Origin of the sequence: Prosthecobacter sp. (genome assembly GCF_049294395.1) — a bacterium.
In the GTDB taxonomy this organism is placed as follows: domain Bacteria; phylum Verrucomicrobiota; class Verrucomicrobiia; order Verrucomicrobiales; family Verrucomicrobiaceae; genus Prosthecobacter.
The window spans coordinates 1-15,154 of the sequence record NZ_JBAQCR010000001.1 but is presented as its reverse complement, the minus strand read 5'-3'; the positions used below and the strand labels follow the sequence as shown (position 1 = coordinate 15,154).

The 15,154-nt window shown below is 57.9% G+C and carries 12 protein-coding genes and 1 pseudogene; 11 read left to right on the top strand and 2 right to left on the bottom strand.

Annotation, left to right across the window (positions count from 1 at the left end; translation table 11 throughout):
* The 9 genes and pseudogenes from WAW39_RS00065 to WAW39_RS00025 form a co-directional block, all read left to right on the top strand.
* Nucleotides 1–630 (top strand): annotated as a pseudogene (locus tag WAW39_RS00065) (hypothetical protein); the annotation flags it as partial.
* A gap of 24 nt (nt 631–654) precedes the next feature.
* Complete coding sequence (locus WAW39_RS00060; protein ID WP_422314485.1) at nt 655–1,917, top strand: glycosyltransferase family 4 protein; 1,263 nt, start codon at nt 655–657, stop codon at nt 1,915–1,917.
* Between the two features lie 299 nt (nt 1,918–2,216).
* Complete coding sequence (locus WAW39_RS00055) at nt 2,217–3,707, top strand: hypothetical protein (protein ID WP_422314483.1); 1,491 nt, start codon at nt 2,217–2,219, stop codon at nt 3,705–3,707.
* A gap of 55 nt (nt 3,708–3,762) precedes the next feature.
* A complete protein-coding gene (locus WAW39_RS00050; protein WP_422314481.1) occupies nt 3,763–4,674 on the top strand; it encodes a glycosyltransferase family 2 protein in 912 nt (303 codons plus the stop codon).
* The gene (locus tag WAW39_RS00045) at nt 4,671–6,980 is read left to right on the top strand and encodes a glycosyltransferase (protein WP_422314479.1); all 2,310 of its coding nucleotides are present in this window, start codon (nt 4,671–4,673) and stop codon (nt 6,978–6,980) included. The genes WAW39_RS00050 and WAW39_RS00045 overlap by 4 nt, the downstream gene beginning before the upstream one ends.
* Nucleotides 6,981–6,982: 2 nt before the next feature.
* Complete coding sequence (locus WAW39_RS00040; RefSeq protein ID WP_422314477.1) at nt 6,983–8,158, top strand: glycosyltransferase; 1,176 nt, start codon at nt 6,983–6,985, stop codon at nt 8,156–8,158.
* Between the two features lie 76 nt (nt 8,159–8,234).
* A complete protein-coding gene (gene gmd / locus WAW39_RS00035; protein WP_422314475.1) occupies nt 8,235–9,248 on the top strand; it encodes a GDP-mannose 4,6-dehydratase in 1,014 nt (337 codons plus the stop codon).
* Nucleotides 9,248–10,183, top strand: coding sequence for a GDP-L-fucose synthase family protein (locus WAW39_RS00030; protein WP_422314473.1), 936 nt, complete (start codon nt 9,248–9,250; stop codon nt 10,181–10,183). Before gmd ends, WAW39_RS00030 begins: the two co-directional genes overlap by 1 nt.
* Nucleotides 10,184–10,298: 115 nt before the next feature.
* A complete protein-coding gene (locus tag WAW39_RS00025; RefSeq protein ID WP_422314471.1) occupies nt 10,299–11,516 on the top strand; it encodes a glycosyltransferase family 4 protein in 1,218 nt (405 codons plus the stop codon).
* Nucleotides 11,517–11,682: 166 nt separating this feature from the next.
* Here WAW39_RS00025 and WAW39_RS00020 read toward each other — a convergent pair whose 3' ends face one another.
* Both WAW39_RS00020 and WAW39_RS00015 read right to left on the bottom strand, forming a co-directional pair.
* On the bottom strand, nt 11,683–12,756 hold the full coding sequence (locus WAW39_RS00020; protein WP_422314469.1) for an alpha/beta hydrolase family protein: 1,074 nt from the start codon (nt 12,754–12,756) through the stop codon (nt 11,683–11,685).
* A gap of 47 nt (nt 12,757–12,803) precedes the next feature.
* Nucleotides 12,804–13,499 (bottom strand): zinc metallopeptidase, encoded by a 696-nt coding sequence (locus WAW39_RS00015; protein ID WP_422314465.1) that lies wholly within the window; start codon nt 13,497–13,499, stop codon nt 12,804–12,806.
* A gap of 138 nt (nt 13,500–13,637) precedes the next feature.
* Between WAW39_RS00015 and WAW39_RS00010 the strand changes: the two genes are divergently transcribed.
* Nucleotides 13,638–14,372 (top strand): hypothetical protein, encoded by a 735-nt coding sequence (locus WAW39_RS00010; RefSeq protein WP_422314463.1) that lies wholly within the window; start codon nt 13,638–13,640, stop codon nt 14,370–14,372.
* A gap of 94 nt (nt 14,373–14,466) precedes the next feature.
* Nucleotides 14,467–14,706: an acyl carrier protein gene (locus WAW39_RS00005; RefSeq protein ID WP_294399132.1), complete on the top strand. Its 240-nt coding sequence runs from the start codon at nt 14,467–14,469 to the stop codon at nt 14,704–14,706.
* Nucleotides 14,707–15,154: the final 448 nt, after the last annotated feature.

Below are 15,154 nucleotides of genomic sequence, written 5' to 3'. Positions count from 1 at the left end.
ATCCTGCCCAGTTTTCTTTACTCTGAGCAGATGGGGCCCTTTTTACTTGGAACATATGAGCAGGAAATTGCTTCATGGCTGAAGGCACAGAAAAATCGTAAATTCACATTGGTTATTGATATAGGATCCAAATTTGGTTTTTATGCTGTCGGTTTGGCGCAATGGTTTCCAACTACCAAGGTTATTGCATTTGATACTGATCCATGGGCGCAAAGAATGACACGGCGATTTGCTGAATCGAACAACACACCTAATGTGGAAACGCAAGGTTATTGTTCGCTAAAATGGCTGTCGAGGCATCTTTCTCCCTACTCATTGATCATTAGCGATTGTGAGGGCTATGAGTTTGTTCTCTTTCAGAGAGGGGCGATTCCGAACTTGAACACGGCAACACTAATTGTTGAATCTCATGACCTCCCACCGTGGGAAAAGCATGCCAAACTTATTGAGTCTTTTCAAAGCACACACGAAGTAGAGGAAGTTTCATTTGATACAAGTGATAGGAGTAAGCGTGCTAACGTAGACCTTTCATTTCTAAGCGATTCGGAGCTTTCTTTAGCTGTAGGTGAACCGAGAAATTCCTTGCAAAAGTGGTTATATTTTCGGCCCAAATTGTTAGATACAGTGTAAATTTTTATAACTGCCTGATTATTATTGAATTTCTTACTTATTGTGAATATTCTCATCTCTCACCTCACCGGCAACCCCAATAGTTGTGCTGCTGGTGTGGCTTTCGCAGAGGTGGATAGTTTGGCGGCGTTTCATACGACGCTTGTAGTGCCAATGTGGCTGCGACGTGTGATCGCCCGGCTGGGACGGCGCAGTGGAATGGCGCAGCAACGGATGTTCCCTGAATTGCTACGTCCCCATCTGCGCGCCCATCCAGCCCGTGAGATGCTGCGCTTGGCCTGCCGAGGATCGGCCCTGCTACGTAAAAGTACTTTGATCAAGCGTCTGGGTTCGCTGGACAAGGTTCTGTGGCGCTTTGATACGGATGTGGCAAAGGCGGTGAGGCGAAGCCAGGGAGTAGATGCTGTTTACGCCTACATGGGCGCAGCTGAGAAGACCTTTGAGGCTGCCAGGCAACGCGGGATCCAGACGATCTACGAACTGCCCACTCCCTACTGGCGTTTTACACGAGACATTGTAGCGCAAGAGGCGGTTCTGCAGCCAGGCTGGGCTTCTACGCTCCCGGCTCTGGAGGCGGCGAGTGCTGCCATGCAGCGGCGGGACAGGGAACTGCAACTGGCAGATCTCATCCTGGTCCCCAGTGCTGTGGTTCGCGACAGTCTGCAACTGGCCCCAGCGTTTCGTGGGGAGGTGTGTGTGATCCCTTATGGATGTCCGGAACCCATTCAAAGTTCAGTGTCTACAGTTGAAAGTTTCACGGAGCCGAGATTGCGTATTCTTTACGTGGGAAGCCTAAACCAAGGAAAAGGGCTGGCCTATCTGGCAGAGGCCATGGATGGTCTGGCTGACGCAGCCACGCTGACCGTGATCGGTTCCCGGACTGCCAGCGTGCCTTCTAAGGCGCTCGACCGCTTTCTTTCCCATCACCGTCATCATGCGGGCTTGTCCCACCATGAGGTGCTGGCAGAGATGTGTAAGCATGACGTTTTGGTGCTCCCAACGTTGTATGAGGGGCTGGCTTTGGTCCTGCTCGAGGCCATGTCCTGTGGACTCACCGTTATCACTACAGAAAATTCCGGGCTTGCAGGGCTGATCGAGGATGGCCGAGAAGGGTTTCTAGTGCCGTTACGAGATCCCGGGGCGATTCGTGACCGGTTGCGACGACTAGCGGACATCCCTGTACTCCTGCAGTCGATGCGCCGCGCCGCGCTGGATTGGAGTCACGGGCATTCTTGGCAGCGTTATCGAGAGCAACTGCGCAAGGTTGTTTTAAACTTCATGGTGTAGACTGGACATCATGCATCTTACACCGAAAGATGAACCTTGGGCATTACTGTGGCATCCGCCCCTGAGTGAAAATTTCCGCTTTAAATATAATAAAATCCGCATCCACGGTTAACTTTTTTCGGCGGAGCAGGAGGGCAGGCTTTCTTTGCGGTGTGATACGTTTTTTGAAACACGAAAGGACAAGAACGATCTTCGAAAGGCCGCAAACACTCTCTTGATTCCCAGTTTGAAGAATGGTTGGCATGATCGAAATATGCTTCAGCTGTGTGAAATTTGTAATCTTTGGTTCCTGAATTGACATGAAACTGACTATCCAACAGATGCTGGTGTTAGGGGGCTTCGCTTCCATCATCATCGTCTTTCTATCGATGATGAACTGGCGGCGAGCCGTGCATGCCGCGTTGATTGTGGCCTTGCTGGAAGGGGCCATACGCAAGTGGGTTTTTCCGCAGGGCTCCGAACTGGTGTACTTCTTCAAGGACATCATTCTCCTGGGGGCTTACCTCAAGTTTTTCCTGTTTCCCGATCCGGATACCCGCGCCTGGCGGTTGCGGGTGCCGGGCACTTTCATTTTTTGCGTTTTTGTTTCGTTGTTAATTTTTGGGGCGTTCAACCCGAATATCGGCTCGCTGCTTCTAGCGATTTATGGGCTCAAAATCTACCTCTGGTATGTGCCTCTTGCCTTCATGATTCCGCTCTTGTTCAAGAATGAACAACACATGACGACGCTGTTGTTTCGCTACTCTCTATTCGCCATCCCCATCTGTTTGCTCGGTGTCGCACAATTCTTCGCGGGCCCAGATTCTCCCCTCAATACCTACGCCACGAGCGAATACGGTGGAGTGAAGTCTGTAGCTACTTTTGGCGCGGGACAGGCGGCCCGTGCTCGAATCACGGGGACCTTCTCCTACATTGGCGGTCATGCCGTCTTTGTGACCGTCTTTTTTATCATCTCCTTGTGTCTTTTTACGGCAATGTCTGGGAAGAAGCAGATGGTGTTGTTGTTCGCCAATCTGCCATTGTTGTTAGCCAACGCTTTTATGACCGGCTCTCGTGGCACAGTTCTTTTCCTTTTAGTAATTGGAGGGGTGGTTGGGTTAACTTCCTCCATGATGAATATCGGTAAAAATAAAAGTACATTTCTGTATTTGATCATGGCCATTGTCGTGTCGATAGCTGGGGTGAGCATATTTTTCGAAAAAGCCGTTCAGGCCTTCGAAATTCGGAGGAAAACCGCCGATGATTCTACGGCGGGTCGGATCTGGCATCCTGCGTGGGCAGTTTTAGAGGCTGCCAAAGAGGTGGATATCATGGGGTTTGGTATCGGCATGTCCCACCCAGCTTCGAATGGGATTCGGAATGCTCTCCACATAGATCAGCCCAAACGAGTTTGCCCGCTGTATGATGCCGAAACTGGGCAAGTACTTGCGGAACTGGGATGGTTTGCATTTCTGATGTGGTATGGTTTTCGAGTGATGATGCTCTTTCATTGTTGGGAGGCTTTTAAACGCTTTCCTCCCTCAGTGTATCGTTCGTTGGCGCTTGGCTTCTTTTGCTATCATCTTGTGATGATGCCCGCTGGCATGACTTTGAACCACACGGCCAATGTTTTCCTTTGTGCCACCTGGGGATTCTGTCTGATCCCCCGTCTGGAGTGCATCGTGCGCCGCCGGAATGGGGCAGTTAACTCTACTCCAAATGATAGGCTTGCTGAACCATCGTTGCCCGCCAGGCGGGGGCGGGGTGTGCCCAGCACCCAGCCGGGCCGCGGGATCCATTCGGTCCGATGAGAGGTTCCCGCCGCAGATGGTCCGTGGCTGCAACTCCCCAAGGGGAGCGAGCATCATGGATGCCAAACCCAATGCATTGGAGGCAATGATCATACCCATCAGCGTGGCGGTGCCTGCCTGCAGACGGTCTGACCAGTTGCGTGCGACCCTGATCCGTCTGCAGGCATGCACCCCGCCGCCAGCAGAAATTCTGGTGCACCTGGACGGCAATGACAACGGATTGCGTGCGCTGGTGACAAGGGAATTTCCACAGGTGCGGCTGCTACACTCAAGCGCGCTCGTTGGCCCTGGCGGGGCGCGGAACCGATTGATGCAGGAGGCTCTCTGTCCGTGGGTGGCGCACTTTGACGACGATTCCTTTCCGCAGGACACGGACTACTTTGCCAAGGCCTGGAAACTGATCTCAGAACTGCCTGAGACAGCCGTGTTTTGTGCCAGTATCCTGCCCCTTGAGTCACCGGACCCGCAAGGTCTGTGGCGGCAGGCGTTTTACCCAGGCTGCGGCCATCTGATGAACCGGGACTGGTTCCGGCGCACACGGGGTTACCTGCCGGTGCCGATCGCGTATAATCTGGAGGAGGTGGATGTAAGCTTGCAACTGCATGAGTTGGGCGGGCTGTGCCTGCAATCCGGTGAACTCAGAGTCTTTCATGACCATTTGCCACCCGAACGAGAGGATGAAATCACCCAGGTGGCGATGATGATCAATACCGTGATTTTTCCTCTGCTGCGTTACCCCGTGGCAATGTGGCCACAGGCTGGAGGCAGTATTCTGCGGCGCCTGCTGCAGCTCTCACTAAGAGGGGAGTGGCGTGTCATCCGGCGATCGTTGCGGACGCTTCCTGCCGCCATTGTTCAATATCTCCCTCTGCGTGCGCCCGTGTCATTTGCGGGTGTCCTATCCTGGTTGTTGCTGCGTCGTTTGCCCCTTCGGGTGGCGGTAGTTTCTTCGCCTGCGTCTTCATGACAGATCCCGCTTTCCATGCCCAAGACAATGACAAGCAGGAGACGCCGCGCTTTTCCGTTTGCGTGGTGACCTATCTGACTTCGCCTTACCAAGTGGAGTTCTTCAATGCGATCGCCGCCGGTGGCGAGATCGTTTTGCGTGTTATCTACCTCCGGCGACAGCATGGCGAGCATCCTTGGGGCCGGGTGGAACTGCTGCATGAGCATCTGGCACTGGAAGGTCAATTTGAGGTGACCGGCGAAGCTTTCCGTTGGATTTTGGCTGCCGACCTGACGGTGTGCAATTACTACACCCACTGGTTCGCACTGGCGGCCCTCCACCTCCGCCACTTGAGCGCACGCCCTTGGGTGTTCTGGGGCGAGCGTCCGGGCTTTCTGCGCCTCGGGTGGCTGGGCCGTCTGGCACGCAGGCTGCTGCTCTATCCGATCGCGAAAAGTGAAGCGCCGATTTGGGCGATAGGGCGAGCCGGGGTGGCGGGCTATCTGAGTGATTGGGGGGCAACGAAAACCTATGTGAATCTGCCCTACTTTTCGGGTCTGCAGCGCTTCCGCTGTCAACCGCGTCAGGTGCGGGGCAAGGAACGTGTGGTGCTGTATTCAGGCCTGCTGAATTCACGCAAGGGCGTGCTAGGTCTGGCCGAGGGGTTTCGAGCCGCCGCAAGGGACCACCCCCATCTGCGACTGATCATTCTCGGGTCCGGTCCATTGGAGAAACAGATGCGTCAGATTCTCTCATCGGTGGCCGGTCAAGTGTCGTGGGAGGGATTTCGCGAGTGGCATGAAATTCCTGCTTTCTATGCACGGGCGGATGTGCTGTGCCTGCCCACGCGTCATGATGGATGGGCAATGGTGGTGCCTGAGGCGCTGGCGGCCGGCCTGCCGGTCATTACCACGGTGGATGCCGGTGCGGCATTGGAACTCGTGACCCACGAGGTGAATGGCTGGCTGCTCCCGAATTCTGAAGCCAAAGCGATCGAGGGAGCCCTGCGCCGGCTGGCGGAACTTCCAGCTGATGAGCTGGATCAGGCTAGTTCTGCCGCACGTGAGAGCGTAAGTGATCATACTTTGGATGAAGGCCGCAGGCGCTTCGTGGCTGCCACCCGTGAGGCCATGGCGACGTTTCATTGCCGCCGTACAGATTCGCAGCGCAGGGCTCTGCATTTGCTGCTCACCGGAACCTATGCGCCGGACGGTCTACGAAGCATGAAGCGTTATGTTGACCTCGTAGAGTCGGTGACACAAACCTTTGCAGACTCTGTCGAACGAGTGGATCCGCCTGTGGTGCTGGGGGGCAGGTCTTGGATGCCTGCGCATGTGCAGAAGGTTCTTGGCTTTGCCGACAAATACGTATTCTTCCCTCTTTTCTTGCGTGGCCATGCCAGCTACCAAGCCATGAAAGGGATTCAATGCGTCATTCATGTTACCGATCAGGGATTGGGACCGTTGATTCCATGGCTGGCTGGCTTTCGTGTGATCGTAACTGTACATGATTTGATCGCCGTGAGAGCTGCCATCGGTGACATCCCCAGCATAAGCCGTGCGGGTTGGTGGAGGGGTGGGTTTCAAAGGTATATTTTCTGGGCGCTGCGGTTTCCTTCCACCCTCGTCTGTGTCTCCGAGAAGACACGTCAGGACTGTGAGCGTCTGGTGGGGCATGAACATCGTTTTCATGTGGTGCTGAACCCACTCGATCCGGAGTTCGACACACAGGTCGAAGCTGCGGCGCCTCCGAATCTGCCGGTCAACTTTTTGCTGCATGTCGGCAACGGGCTCTGGTACAAAAACCGTGTGGGGGTGTTGCGTATTTATGCCGCCCTCATTCAACGCATGAGTCTGGCTGCGATGCCGGAGATGGTGATGATGGGAGACCCCGCCACCGAGATTGAGCGACAACTGGTCGCAGAATTGGGAATCGGTGACCGTGTCATCTGGTTGGCTCGACCGCCTACCTCATGGATCGTGGCGGCCTATGACAGGGCTCAGGCACTGATTTTCCCCTCGCTTGAAGAGGGCTTTGGCTGGCCTGTGCTTGAGGCCATGTCGCGTGGATGCCTAGTCTTCACCTCCAACCAACCACCGCTGACAGAAGTTGGTGGAGATGTCATTGAATACATTGATCCTGAAAATTGCGAAAGTGCAGCAGCGATGATCGCAGATTGTCTGCGGAAAGATGAGACATGGCGCCAGCAGCAGTCCCTGAAAGGCCGATTACGGGCCCAGGAATTTTCAGTCGAGCGCTTTTCAATGCAGATGCGCAAGGTCTATGAAAGTTTGTTGAATACTCCGCCAAACGAACAAGCTCCTTGAAAATGGCCTTGTCGATCATTCACGCCATCCACTCCATAGATCCCGATCATGGCGGTACGACGGAGGCCGTAAGGCTGCTGGCGTGGACGTCGGATTTGGTGACATCGACGGTGGTGAGCTCGGATGATCCGAAAACTGGCTGGGGCAGTGAGTGGTCCTGCCCGGTGCGTTTGCTGGGGCCGGCGAAAACCAAGTTTGGCTGGACGCCGAACTGGGAGGCCGGGCTGCGAGATCTGCTGCAACCGGGCGCTGTCGTCGTAGTGCATGGTCTCTGGCAATATCATGCTCTGGCGGCAGCCAGGGCGGCGCGAGCAGCGAATGTGCCGGTGATCATTTATCCCCATGGCATGCTGGACCCTTGGGCGCTCAGGCAGTCGAGGTGGCTGAAATGGGCTGTTTGGTGGGCATTCAACCGGCAAGTGTTCAGGCAGGCGGCTTGCGTATGCTTTACCACGGAGGATGAGCGCCGCCTGGCCGCACCCAAGCTGGGGAAGATTCGCGGAGAGCAGGTGATTGTGCCGCTTGGGGTTGAAGAGCCGCCGGATTCAACGGAGGTGCTGAAAGCCGAGTTTGAGAGCGCCCATCCCTCCCTGGCTGGAAGGAGGATGTTTTTGTTCCTTGGCCGGCTCCATCCCAAAAAGGGGTGCGACCTGCTTCTTCAAGCCTTCGCTCGCTGGCAGGAGACTGATGATCCTGGCAAGTCTGTGCATCTTCGCTTTGTGGGTCCGCCGTATGCGGCTCATTACAGGGAAGAGCTCGAAGGACTATGCACCTCGCTTGGGTTGAAAATCGGTGTGGATGTGTCTTTTGCGGGCGGAGTGACTGGACGCGACAAATGGCGTGAACTGGCCGCCGCTGAAGTGCTGGTGCTGCCGTCGCATCAGGAGAATTTCGGGATCGTGGTGGCGGAGGCGCTGGCGTGTGAAGTTCCGGTGCTGCTGTCCGACAAGGTGAATACGGCACCTTTCATTGCAGAACATGGCGCTGGTTTGGTTGCTGACGACACCGTGATTGGCACCCTGCAGTTGTTGCAGGGGTGGTCACGCAAATCCGCTGATGAGAAGATGATCACCAGACGGCAGGCGCGTCAGTTGTATGTGACGCAGTTTGCCATTGAAACCGCACGCAGACGCTTTCTTGAAGTCGCAGAGGTGGCAGCGGCCAAAGGATGCCGCTAGGCGTTGAGAGCGTCCTTGGTTGTTTATTCGTCTGAAACGGTTGGTGCCAGACCAGATTCATTCCTATATCATCGAAATGAAAAAAGCACTCATCACCGGCATCACGGGGCAGGACGGTTCGTATCTGGCGGAACTGCTGCTGGCCAAGGGGTATGAGGTGCATGGAGTCATCCGCCGCTCCTCCAGTTTCAACACGGGACGCATTGACCACATCTACCAGGATCCGCATGTGGCTGGAGCGCGGTTGATTTTGCACTACGGGGACCTCGCTGATGCGGTGCAGATGGTGAAGCTGTTGTATGAACTGCAGCCGGATGAAATCTACAACCTGGGAGCGCAATCGCATGTGAAGGTGTCGTTCGACATCCCTGAATACACGGGGGATGTGGACGGGCTGGGCACGTTGCGCATTTTGGAGGCCATCCGTGAATCAGGGCTGATGAAGAAGACGCGCTTCTACCAGGCCTCATCTTCGGAGATGTTTGGCAAGGTGCAGGAGGTGCCGCAGACGGAGAAGACGCCGTTCTGGCCGCGTTCGCCGTATGGCTGTGCCAAGGTCTTTGCCCACTGGCTCACGGTGAACTATCGGGAGAGCTACGGTCTGCATGCCTCCAGCGGCATCCTGTTCAATCATGAATCGCCGCGCCGCGGGGAGACGTTTGTCACACGCAAGATCACCCGTGCCGCCACGCGCATCAAAATGGGCCTGCAGGACAAGCTCCATCTGGGCAATCTCGATGCGAAACGCGACTGGGGCTTTGCCGGTGAGTATGTGGAGATGATGTGGCTCATGCTGCAGCAGGAGCAGCCGGATGACTATGTCGTCGCGACAAATGAAACCCACAGCGTGCGCGAGTTTTGCCAGGAGGCGTTTGGGCTCCTCGGTCTCGACTGGGAGCTACACGTGATGCATGACGTCCGCTACGAGCGCCCCGCCGAGGTGGATCTGCTCATCGGCAATCCGGAGAAGGCCCGCAGGCAGCTTGGCTGGGAGCCCAAGGTGAGGTTCAAAGAGCTGGTGAAAAAAATGGTGGACGCCGATCTCCTGCTGGCTGAACACGAGGCCAGAGTGAAACGTATTGAAGCATGATGAAGCTGTTTATTTCCGGGCATACAGGCATGGTGGGGAGCGCGCTGGTGCGGCGTTTCCAAAACGTTGCAGGCGTGACGCTCGTCACGCGCACACGGCAGGAACTCAATCTCTCTGATCAGGCGGCGGTCGCGGCCTTTTATCAGGCTGAAAGGCCGGATGCAGCGATCATCGCGGCTGGCAAAGTGGGCGGAATTCACGCCAACAGCACCTATCCCGCCGAGTTCATTTATGAAAACCTGGCCATTGCGACGAACTGCATCCACGGTGCCTGGAAGGCCGGGGTGAAGCGTCTTCTGTTTCTCGGCAGTTCCTGCATTTACCCGAAGCTGGCTCCGCAGCCCATGCCGGAGGATTGCCTGCTCACCTCGGCGCTGGAGCCGACCAATGAGGCCTACGCCATTGCCAAGATCGCGGGGCTCAAGATGGCCGAATACTACCGCAAGCAGTATGGCGTGGTCTATCACTCCGCCATGCCGACGAATCTGTACGGCCCCAACGACAATTACCATCCGCAGAACTCCCATGTGATGCCGGCTTTGATCCGGCGCTTTCATGAGGCGCGGATGTCGGATCTGCCCGAAGTGGTGGCCTGGGGCACCGGTCGGCCGCAGCGCGAGTTTTTGCATGCGGATGATCTGGCAGACGCCTGCGCCTTTCTGCTGCAATTGGAAAATCCGCCGGATTTGGTCAATGTCGGCTGTGGCACGGATGTGACGATTCGTGAACTGGTGGAGATGGTGGCCGAAGTGGTGGGTTACAAGGGACGGATCGTCTGGGACAAATCCAAGCCGGATGGCACGCCGCGCAAACTGCTGGACACCACGCGCTTGAACCAGCTCGGCTGGCAGCCGCGCATCTCGCTCAGAGACGGGCTGGCGCAGACCTATGCGTCGTTCCTGGAGGAGATGCGGTCCAACCGCCTGCGCGGCTAAGAATCGCATACGAAACCGCGCGCTGCGGGTTGCGGCGCAGACGTAGCCTTGGATTCAGCGGGTGTTATTCCGCGACGTTCCACATTCTGAGGTGCGAGTGTCAGTTGCCAAAGTCATGAAAATCCTTCTGCTCAACCAGTGCTTCCATCCGGATCACGTGGCCACGGCGCAGCACCTCACGGATCTGGCGCATGAACTGGTCAAAAGCGGCCATCAGGTGACGGTTGTGGCAGCGTCGCGTGGCTATGACAATCCGGAGCTTCGGTATCCGGTGCGCGAGACCTGGCACGGCATCGACATCCGCCGCATCTGGACGCCGGGCCTTGGCAAGAAAGCCAAGTGGCGTCGTCTGGTGGATTTCGCCATCTTCTGGGGCAATGCCACGCGCATCCTGCTCTTCATGCCCCGGCAGGACGTCACGGTCTGCCTGACTTCGCCGCCGCTCATCTCCACGCTCGGCACGGTGGTGGCCAAGCTCAAAGGCGGTGCGGTGGTGCCGTGGGTGATGGATTTGAATCCGGATGAAGCCGTGGCTGCTGGCTGGTTGAAGGCCGGGGGCCTCGTCGAGCGCACGCTTACGTTCATCCAAAACTGGAGCTTCCGGCGTGCCTCACGCATCATCGCGCTGGACCGCTTCATGGCGGAACGCGTGATGGCCAAAGAGGTGAGCGCTGAGGTGATTCATACCGATGCGCCGTGGTCGCACGATCAGGCGATCCAGTACGACGTGGCCGCACGCGAGGCCTTCCGCACGGAGCACGGGCTCACGGGCAAGTTCGTCGTCATGTATTCCGGCAATCACAGCCCCTGCCATCCGCTGGATGCCGTGCTGGCTGCGGCGGAGGAGATGCAGGGGGAGGAGCGGCTGCACTTTCTGTTTGTGGGCGGTGGCAGCGAGTTCAAAAAGGTGCAGGCATTTGCGAAAGAGAAGGCGCTGAAAAACATCACCTGCCTGCCGTATCAGCCGATGGAGAAGCTTTCGGGTTCGCTGTCAGCGGCGGATCTGCATCTGGTGGTGATGGGGGATCCTTTTGTGGGCATCGTGCATCCCTGCAAGATCTACAACATCCTCACGCTCGGCATTCCATTTCTCTTCATCGGTCCGGATCAAAGCCACGGCGCCGATCTGGCGCGGCGGCTCGATCAGCCGGCGCACGGGCGTGTGGCGCGCAACGGGGATGTGCCTGCCATCGTGCAGCAGATCCGCGATGCCATGTCCCTCGGCACGCAGCCGGTCAATGCGGCCGCCAGGGCCCTCGGAGCGGAGTTTTCCCATTCGGTGCTGTGCCCCCGGCTGGTGCGCGTCATTGAGCAGGCGGGTGCGCGGCATTAGACTTGTGCTTGGACGTAGGATGGGTGTGGCGACAGCCCGCCCGTCCATGAGCGCTCTGAAAACACTCGGGTCTGTGAGCGTCCTCGCAGTCGGGCGGTTTGGCGGAGGGACTGGGGGCGTGGCAATGTCTTCGACGCCAAACACGCCCAACCTACGGGCAGAGCCGTCATCGTGCAGGCTGCAGCACGCGCTTGATCAGCTCGTAGCTGGCAAAGCGTTCGGTGTCGGGGAAGTCGTGGTCGGAGTCAGGGTGGGCGATTTGCAGGTGTGACTCCGCCTGATGCAGTTTGAACAAGGGCAGAGCTGCGGCTGCGATGCGGTCCACGCTCTGCCAGCGGAAGTTCGCATCCCGCAGCGGCGCATTCACAAAAACGTGGCGCGGGGCGAGGCAGGCGATGAGTTCGTAGTGGTCCCAGGGGCAGTCCTGCGGGTGGCCGAGGTAGTCCGCCATGCGCAGCATGTAGCGCTCCTGCACGTAGCCCTTGATGTTGCCGCCGTAGTAGTCCAGCAGCGAATCAAAGCCGCAGCTTGAGACGATGACCTGGATGCGGTCGTCAAACACGGCGGTGAAGATGGCATTGTGTCCGCCGAGCGAGTGGCCGATGGCGGCGTAGCCGTGGCTGCGATCCACGTAGGGCAGGGAGTCCAGGTAGTCGAGGCCGCGCAGATTGTCCCAGATGGCCTTCATCGTGCCGCTGGGCATGTGCAGGGCTTTCAGATCGGGCTGGTAATCCGCCAGCAGCGGATAGCTGGGCGAGAGCGTGACGAAGCCGCGCTCGGCCAGTTCCTGCGCGTACTGCCGGTGGGGTTTGCCACCCAGGCCCACCACCACTTTGAAGCCGATCTTGTTCTCCGTGGGGTGCAGGCAGAGCACCGCCGGGGTTTTCGTGCCTGCCAGCGCCGTTTTGGGAATGCACAGGTAGGCGGTGACCTTGCCGCCGGGCTGGGAGGTGTAGGTGATGAGCCTGCGCACATAGCTGCCGCAGTCGGTTTCCTCCACGATCTGCGGCTCCAGCGCGCAGCGCAGCTCCGGGCCGGGCAGGGGACCCGCGACCTGCTGAAACCCTGCCAGCGCCTCCGCACGGCGGCTCGCCCATTCGGCGGCGCTGGTGGCTACCTTGGTCGTGCCGTCCTTGGCATGGTATTCGAGGAGGTTCGTGCGGCTCAGTCCGCGAATCGGTGGAACATCCTCCGCATAGGCGAGGCATGGCAGGGCGAGGGCAAATAAAACGCGGCGCATGGGAGCCATACGCCGCGTGTGGTAGCTTTCTTCGTCCCCGTGCAGGCTCACTCATCCCGCCGGTTCCCGCCGAGCAGCATCATGGCGTAGTAGAGGAAGGTGCCCAGCGCGCTGATGAAGGCGGCCACGTAGGTCAGTGCGGCGGCGTCCAGCACTTTGCTCATCGCGGCGGTTTCCTCGCCGGGAGCCACGGCTCCGGTGCTGGCCAGCACGCGCTTGGCACGGGCCGTGGCGTCAAACTCCACCGGCAGCGTGATCAGCTGAAACAGCATCACCACGCCAAAGCACAGGGCCAGGATGGGCAGGGCGATCTTGGGCGCAAAGTAGATCAGGCCAAAGCCGACGAAGGGAATGATCTGCCCGGCGATGGTGGTGATGCCCACCGCCGCCATGCGCCACTGCAGCGGGGCGTAGAGCTGCTGGTGCTGGATGGCGTGGCCGCACTCATGCGCAGCCACCCCCAGCGCGGCCACGTTGGTGCCGTAGTAGTTTTCTTCGCTGAGCATGAGCTGCTTGTTCGAGGGATCGTAATGATCGCTGAGCTGCCCGCGGATCGGGTTGATGGTCACATCACGGATGCCGTTGATGTCCAGGATGCGCTGGGCGATCTGCGCTCCCGAGAGCCCGGAGCGTGCCGGCACCTGTGAATACCGTGCATAGGCGCTCTTCACGCGCCAGGAGGCATAGACGGACAGCGCCATCGTGCCAAGGAACAGCAGGAGGTAGAGAGGATCAAAGTACATGGTTCTTGAATGGGGTTGCCATTAATTACGCACACCATGCCCGCTTGGGCATCTCTCGGGCATTGCAAAAGTGCGCGTAGTTTGTCACACAAAATCCCGTGTTGCTTCCCCCCGAGGCTGCGATTGAGTCAGTCGTTCATGGAAACCGCCCCCACCACTCCCGCATCGGCCTCGGAGCCCATCCTCTGCCGCGTTACATCCTGGTACTACCGCCGCATGGGCATGCTGGCCGCGCTGTTCCTGATCTTCGGCCTCGTGTTTCTCCATGACGGCATGAGGGGCTATCCGCAGGAGCTGGCCATCGCGCAGGAGAAGGAGAAGTTCATGAAGGAGTTCCTGCCCTCGTTTGAAGCCGCCAAGAAAGAAGGTCGCCTCCCGCAGTGGATGGAGGATGCCAAGGCCAGGGGCATGCCCACCGGCGTGGACGGGGATTCACCCCGCTGGAAAAGCTACGCCGCGAAGAAGGGCTGGCCGGAGGAGCCGAAGCTCTACAGCGACCGTGAGATCGCCGAGCAGTTTTATTATGGCTACGGCTGCCTCGTCGGGGCGCTGATCTCAGGCATCCTCATCCTGCGGAATCGCGGCAAGGTGCTGCGTGGCGAGGCCGACCACTGGGTGTCTCCCGAGGGAGCGCAGATCCGCTACGCCGATGTCTTTCGCGTGGACAAGCGCAAGTGGGAGCACAAGGGGCTGGCCTACGCATGGTACCGCACAGCCGGTGGTCCCGAAAAACGTGAGGTGTTCGACGATCTGAAATACGGCGGCGCAGACAAAGTGCTGGAGCGTTTGCTGGCTCGTTTCAGTGGCGAATTGATTGAAAAAGTCAGCGAAACAGCAGCCCCAGAATCCCCATCTGCGGAGAAGGAAAAATAATGGCACTAGTTTGAGTTTGAAAAAGGCGGGAATTTCCCCTTGCCAAAGCAAATGCAGCCGCTAAAGCTCCGCCCCATCCCAACACCCCCAATCTATGGCAGAGAACATCACAGAAAAAGTTAGAGACATCATCGTTGAACAGCTTGGCGTGAATCCCGAGCAGGTCACCCAGGAAGCCAAGTTCATCGAAGATCTCGGTGCCGACTCACTCGACACCGTCGAGCTGGTGATGGCCTTCGAGGAAGAATTCGGCATCGACGTCCCTGACGAAGAGGCTGAGAAGCTTCAGTCCGTGGGCGACGTCGTCCGCTACGTCGAAGAAAACGCCGAGTAACACCGGCCTTTTTTAGAACTTCAAAAACAGCCAAGTGGTTCATTCCGCTTGGCTTTTTTGTTGTGGGGTGGCGGTGCTGGGGTGGGTGGCGGGGCGCTGCCTCACAGGAGCGCGGAATTGATTCCGCAGCATTGATTCGCTTCGCTCCCCTTCGGGCTCCCTGCGGTCGTCTATCTCGCTTCGCTCGGTTCCGCAAGCACCCATGCCGCCGCTTTTGCCTCCAGCACCGCCGTTCTAAAGCGTGTGCCGTCCACATGGTAATGCCGCAAACAAGCTGATCCTCGGCTTCAAGGAGATGGATTCGTGAGCAAGAGTCTGGCGCTTCGGCGGAGTGCTGCGGAATCAATTCCGCGCTCCTGCCGCGTTTTGGACTGCGGCCGCTCAGTGAGGAACGAAGCTCCCTCCTGCCGATGGCGGAGCCATCCAAGCCTGTAGCGAGGGGTTGAGC

Coding starts and splice junctions, on each gene's coding strand:
- WAW39_RS00010 (WP_422314463.1), top strand. CDS start 13,638: ATGGAAACCGCCCCCACCACTCCCGCATCGGCCTCGGAGCCCATCCTC.
- WAW39_RS00050 (WP_422314481.1), top strand. CDS start 3,763: ATGGATGCCAAACCCAATGCATTGGAGGCAATGATCATACCCATCAGC.
- WAW39_RS00015 (WP_422314465.1), bottom strand. CDS start 13,499: ATGTACTTTGATCCTCTCTACCTCCTGCTGTTCCTTGGCACGATGGCG.
- WAW39_RS00030 (WP_422314473.1), top strand. CDS start 9,248: ATGAAGCTGTTTATTTCCGGGCATACAGGCATGGTGGGGAGCGCGCTG.
- WAW39_RS00045 (WP_422314479.1), top strand. CDS start 4,671: ATGACAGATCCCGCTTTCCATGCCCAAGACAATGACAAGCAGGAGACG.
- WAW39_RS00040 (WP_422314477.1), top strand. CDS start 6,983: ATGGCCTTGTCGATCATTCACGCCATCCACTCCATAGATCCCGATCAT.
- WAW39_RS00055 (WP_422314483.1), top strand. CDS start 2,217: ATGAAACTGACTATCCAACAGATGCTGGTGTTAGGGGGCTTCGCTTCC.
- gmd (WP_422314475.1), top strand. CDS start 8,235: ATGAAAAAAGCACTCATCACCGGCATCACGGGGCAGGACGGTTCGTAT.
- WAW39_RS00020 (WP_422314469.1), bottom strand. CDS start 12,756: ATGCGCCGCGTTTTATTTGCCCTCGCCCTGCCATGCCTCGCCTATGCG.
- WAW39_RS00025 (WP_422314471.1), top strand. CDS start 10,299: ATGAAAATCCTTCTGCTCAACCAGTGCTTCCATCCGGATCACGTGGCC.
- WAW39_RS00005 (WP_294399132.1), top strand. CDS start 14,467: ATGGCAGAGAACATCACAGAAAAAGTTAGAGACATCATCGTTGAACAG.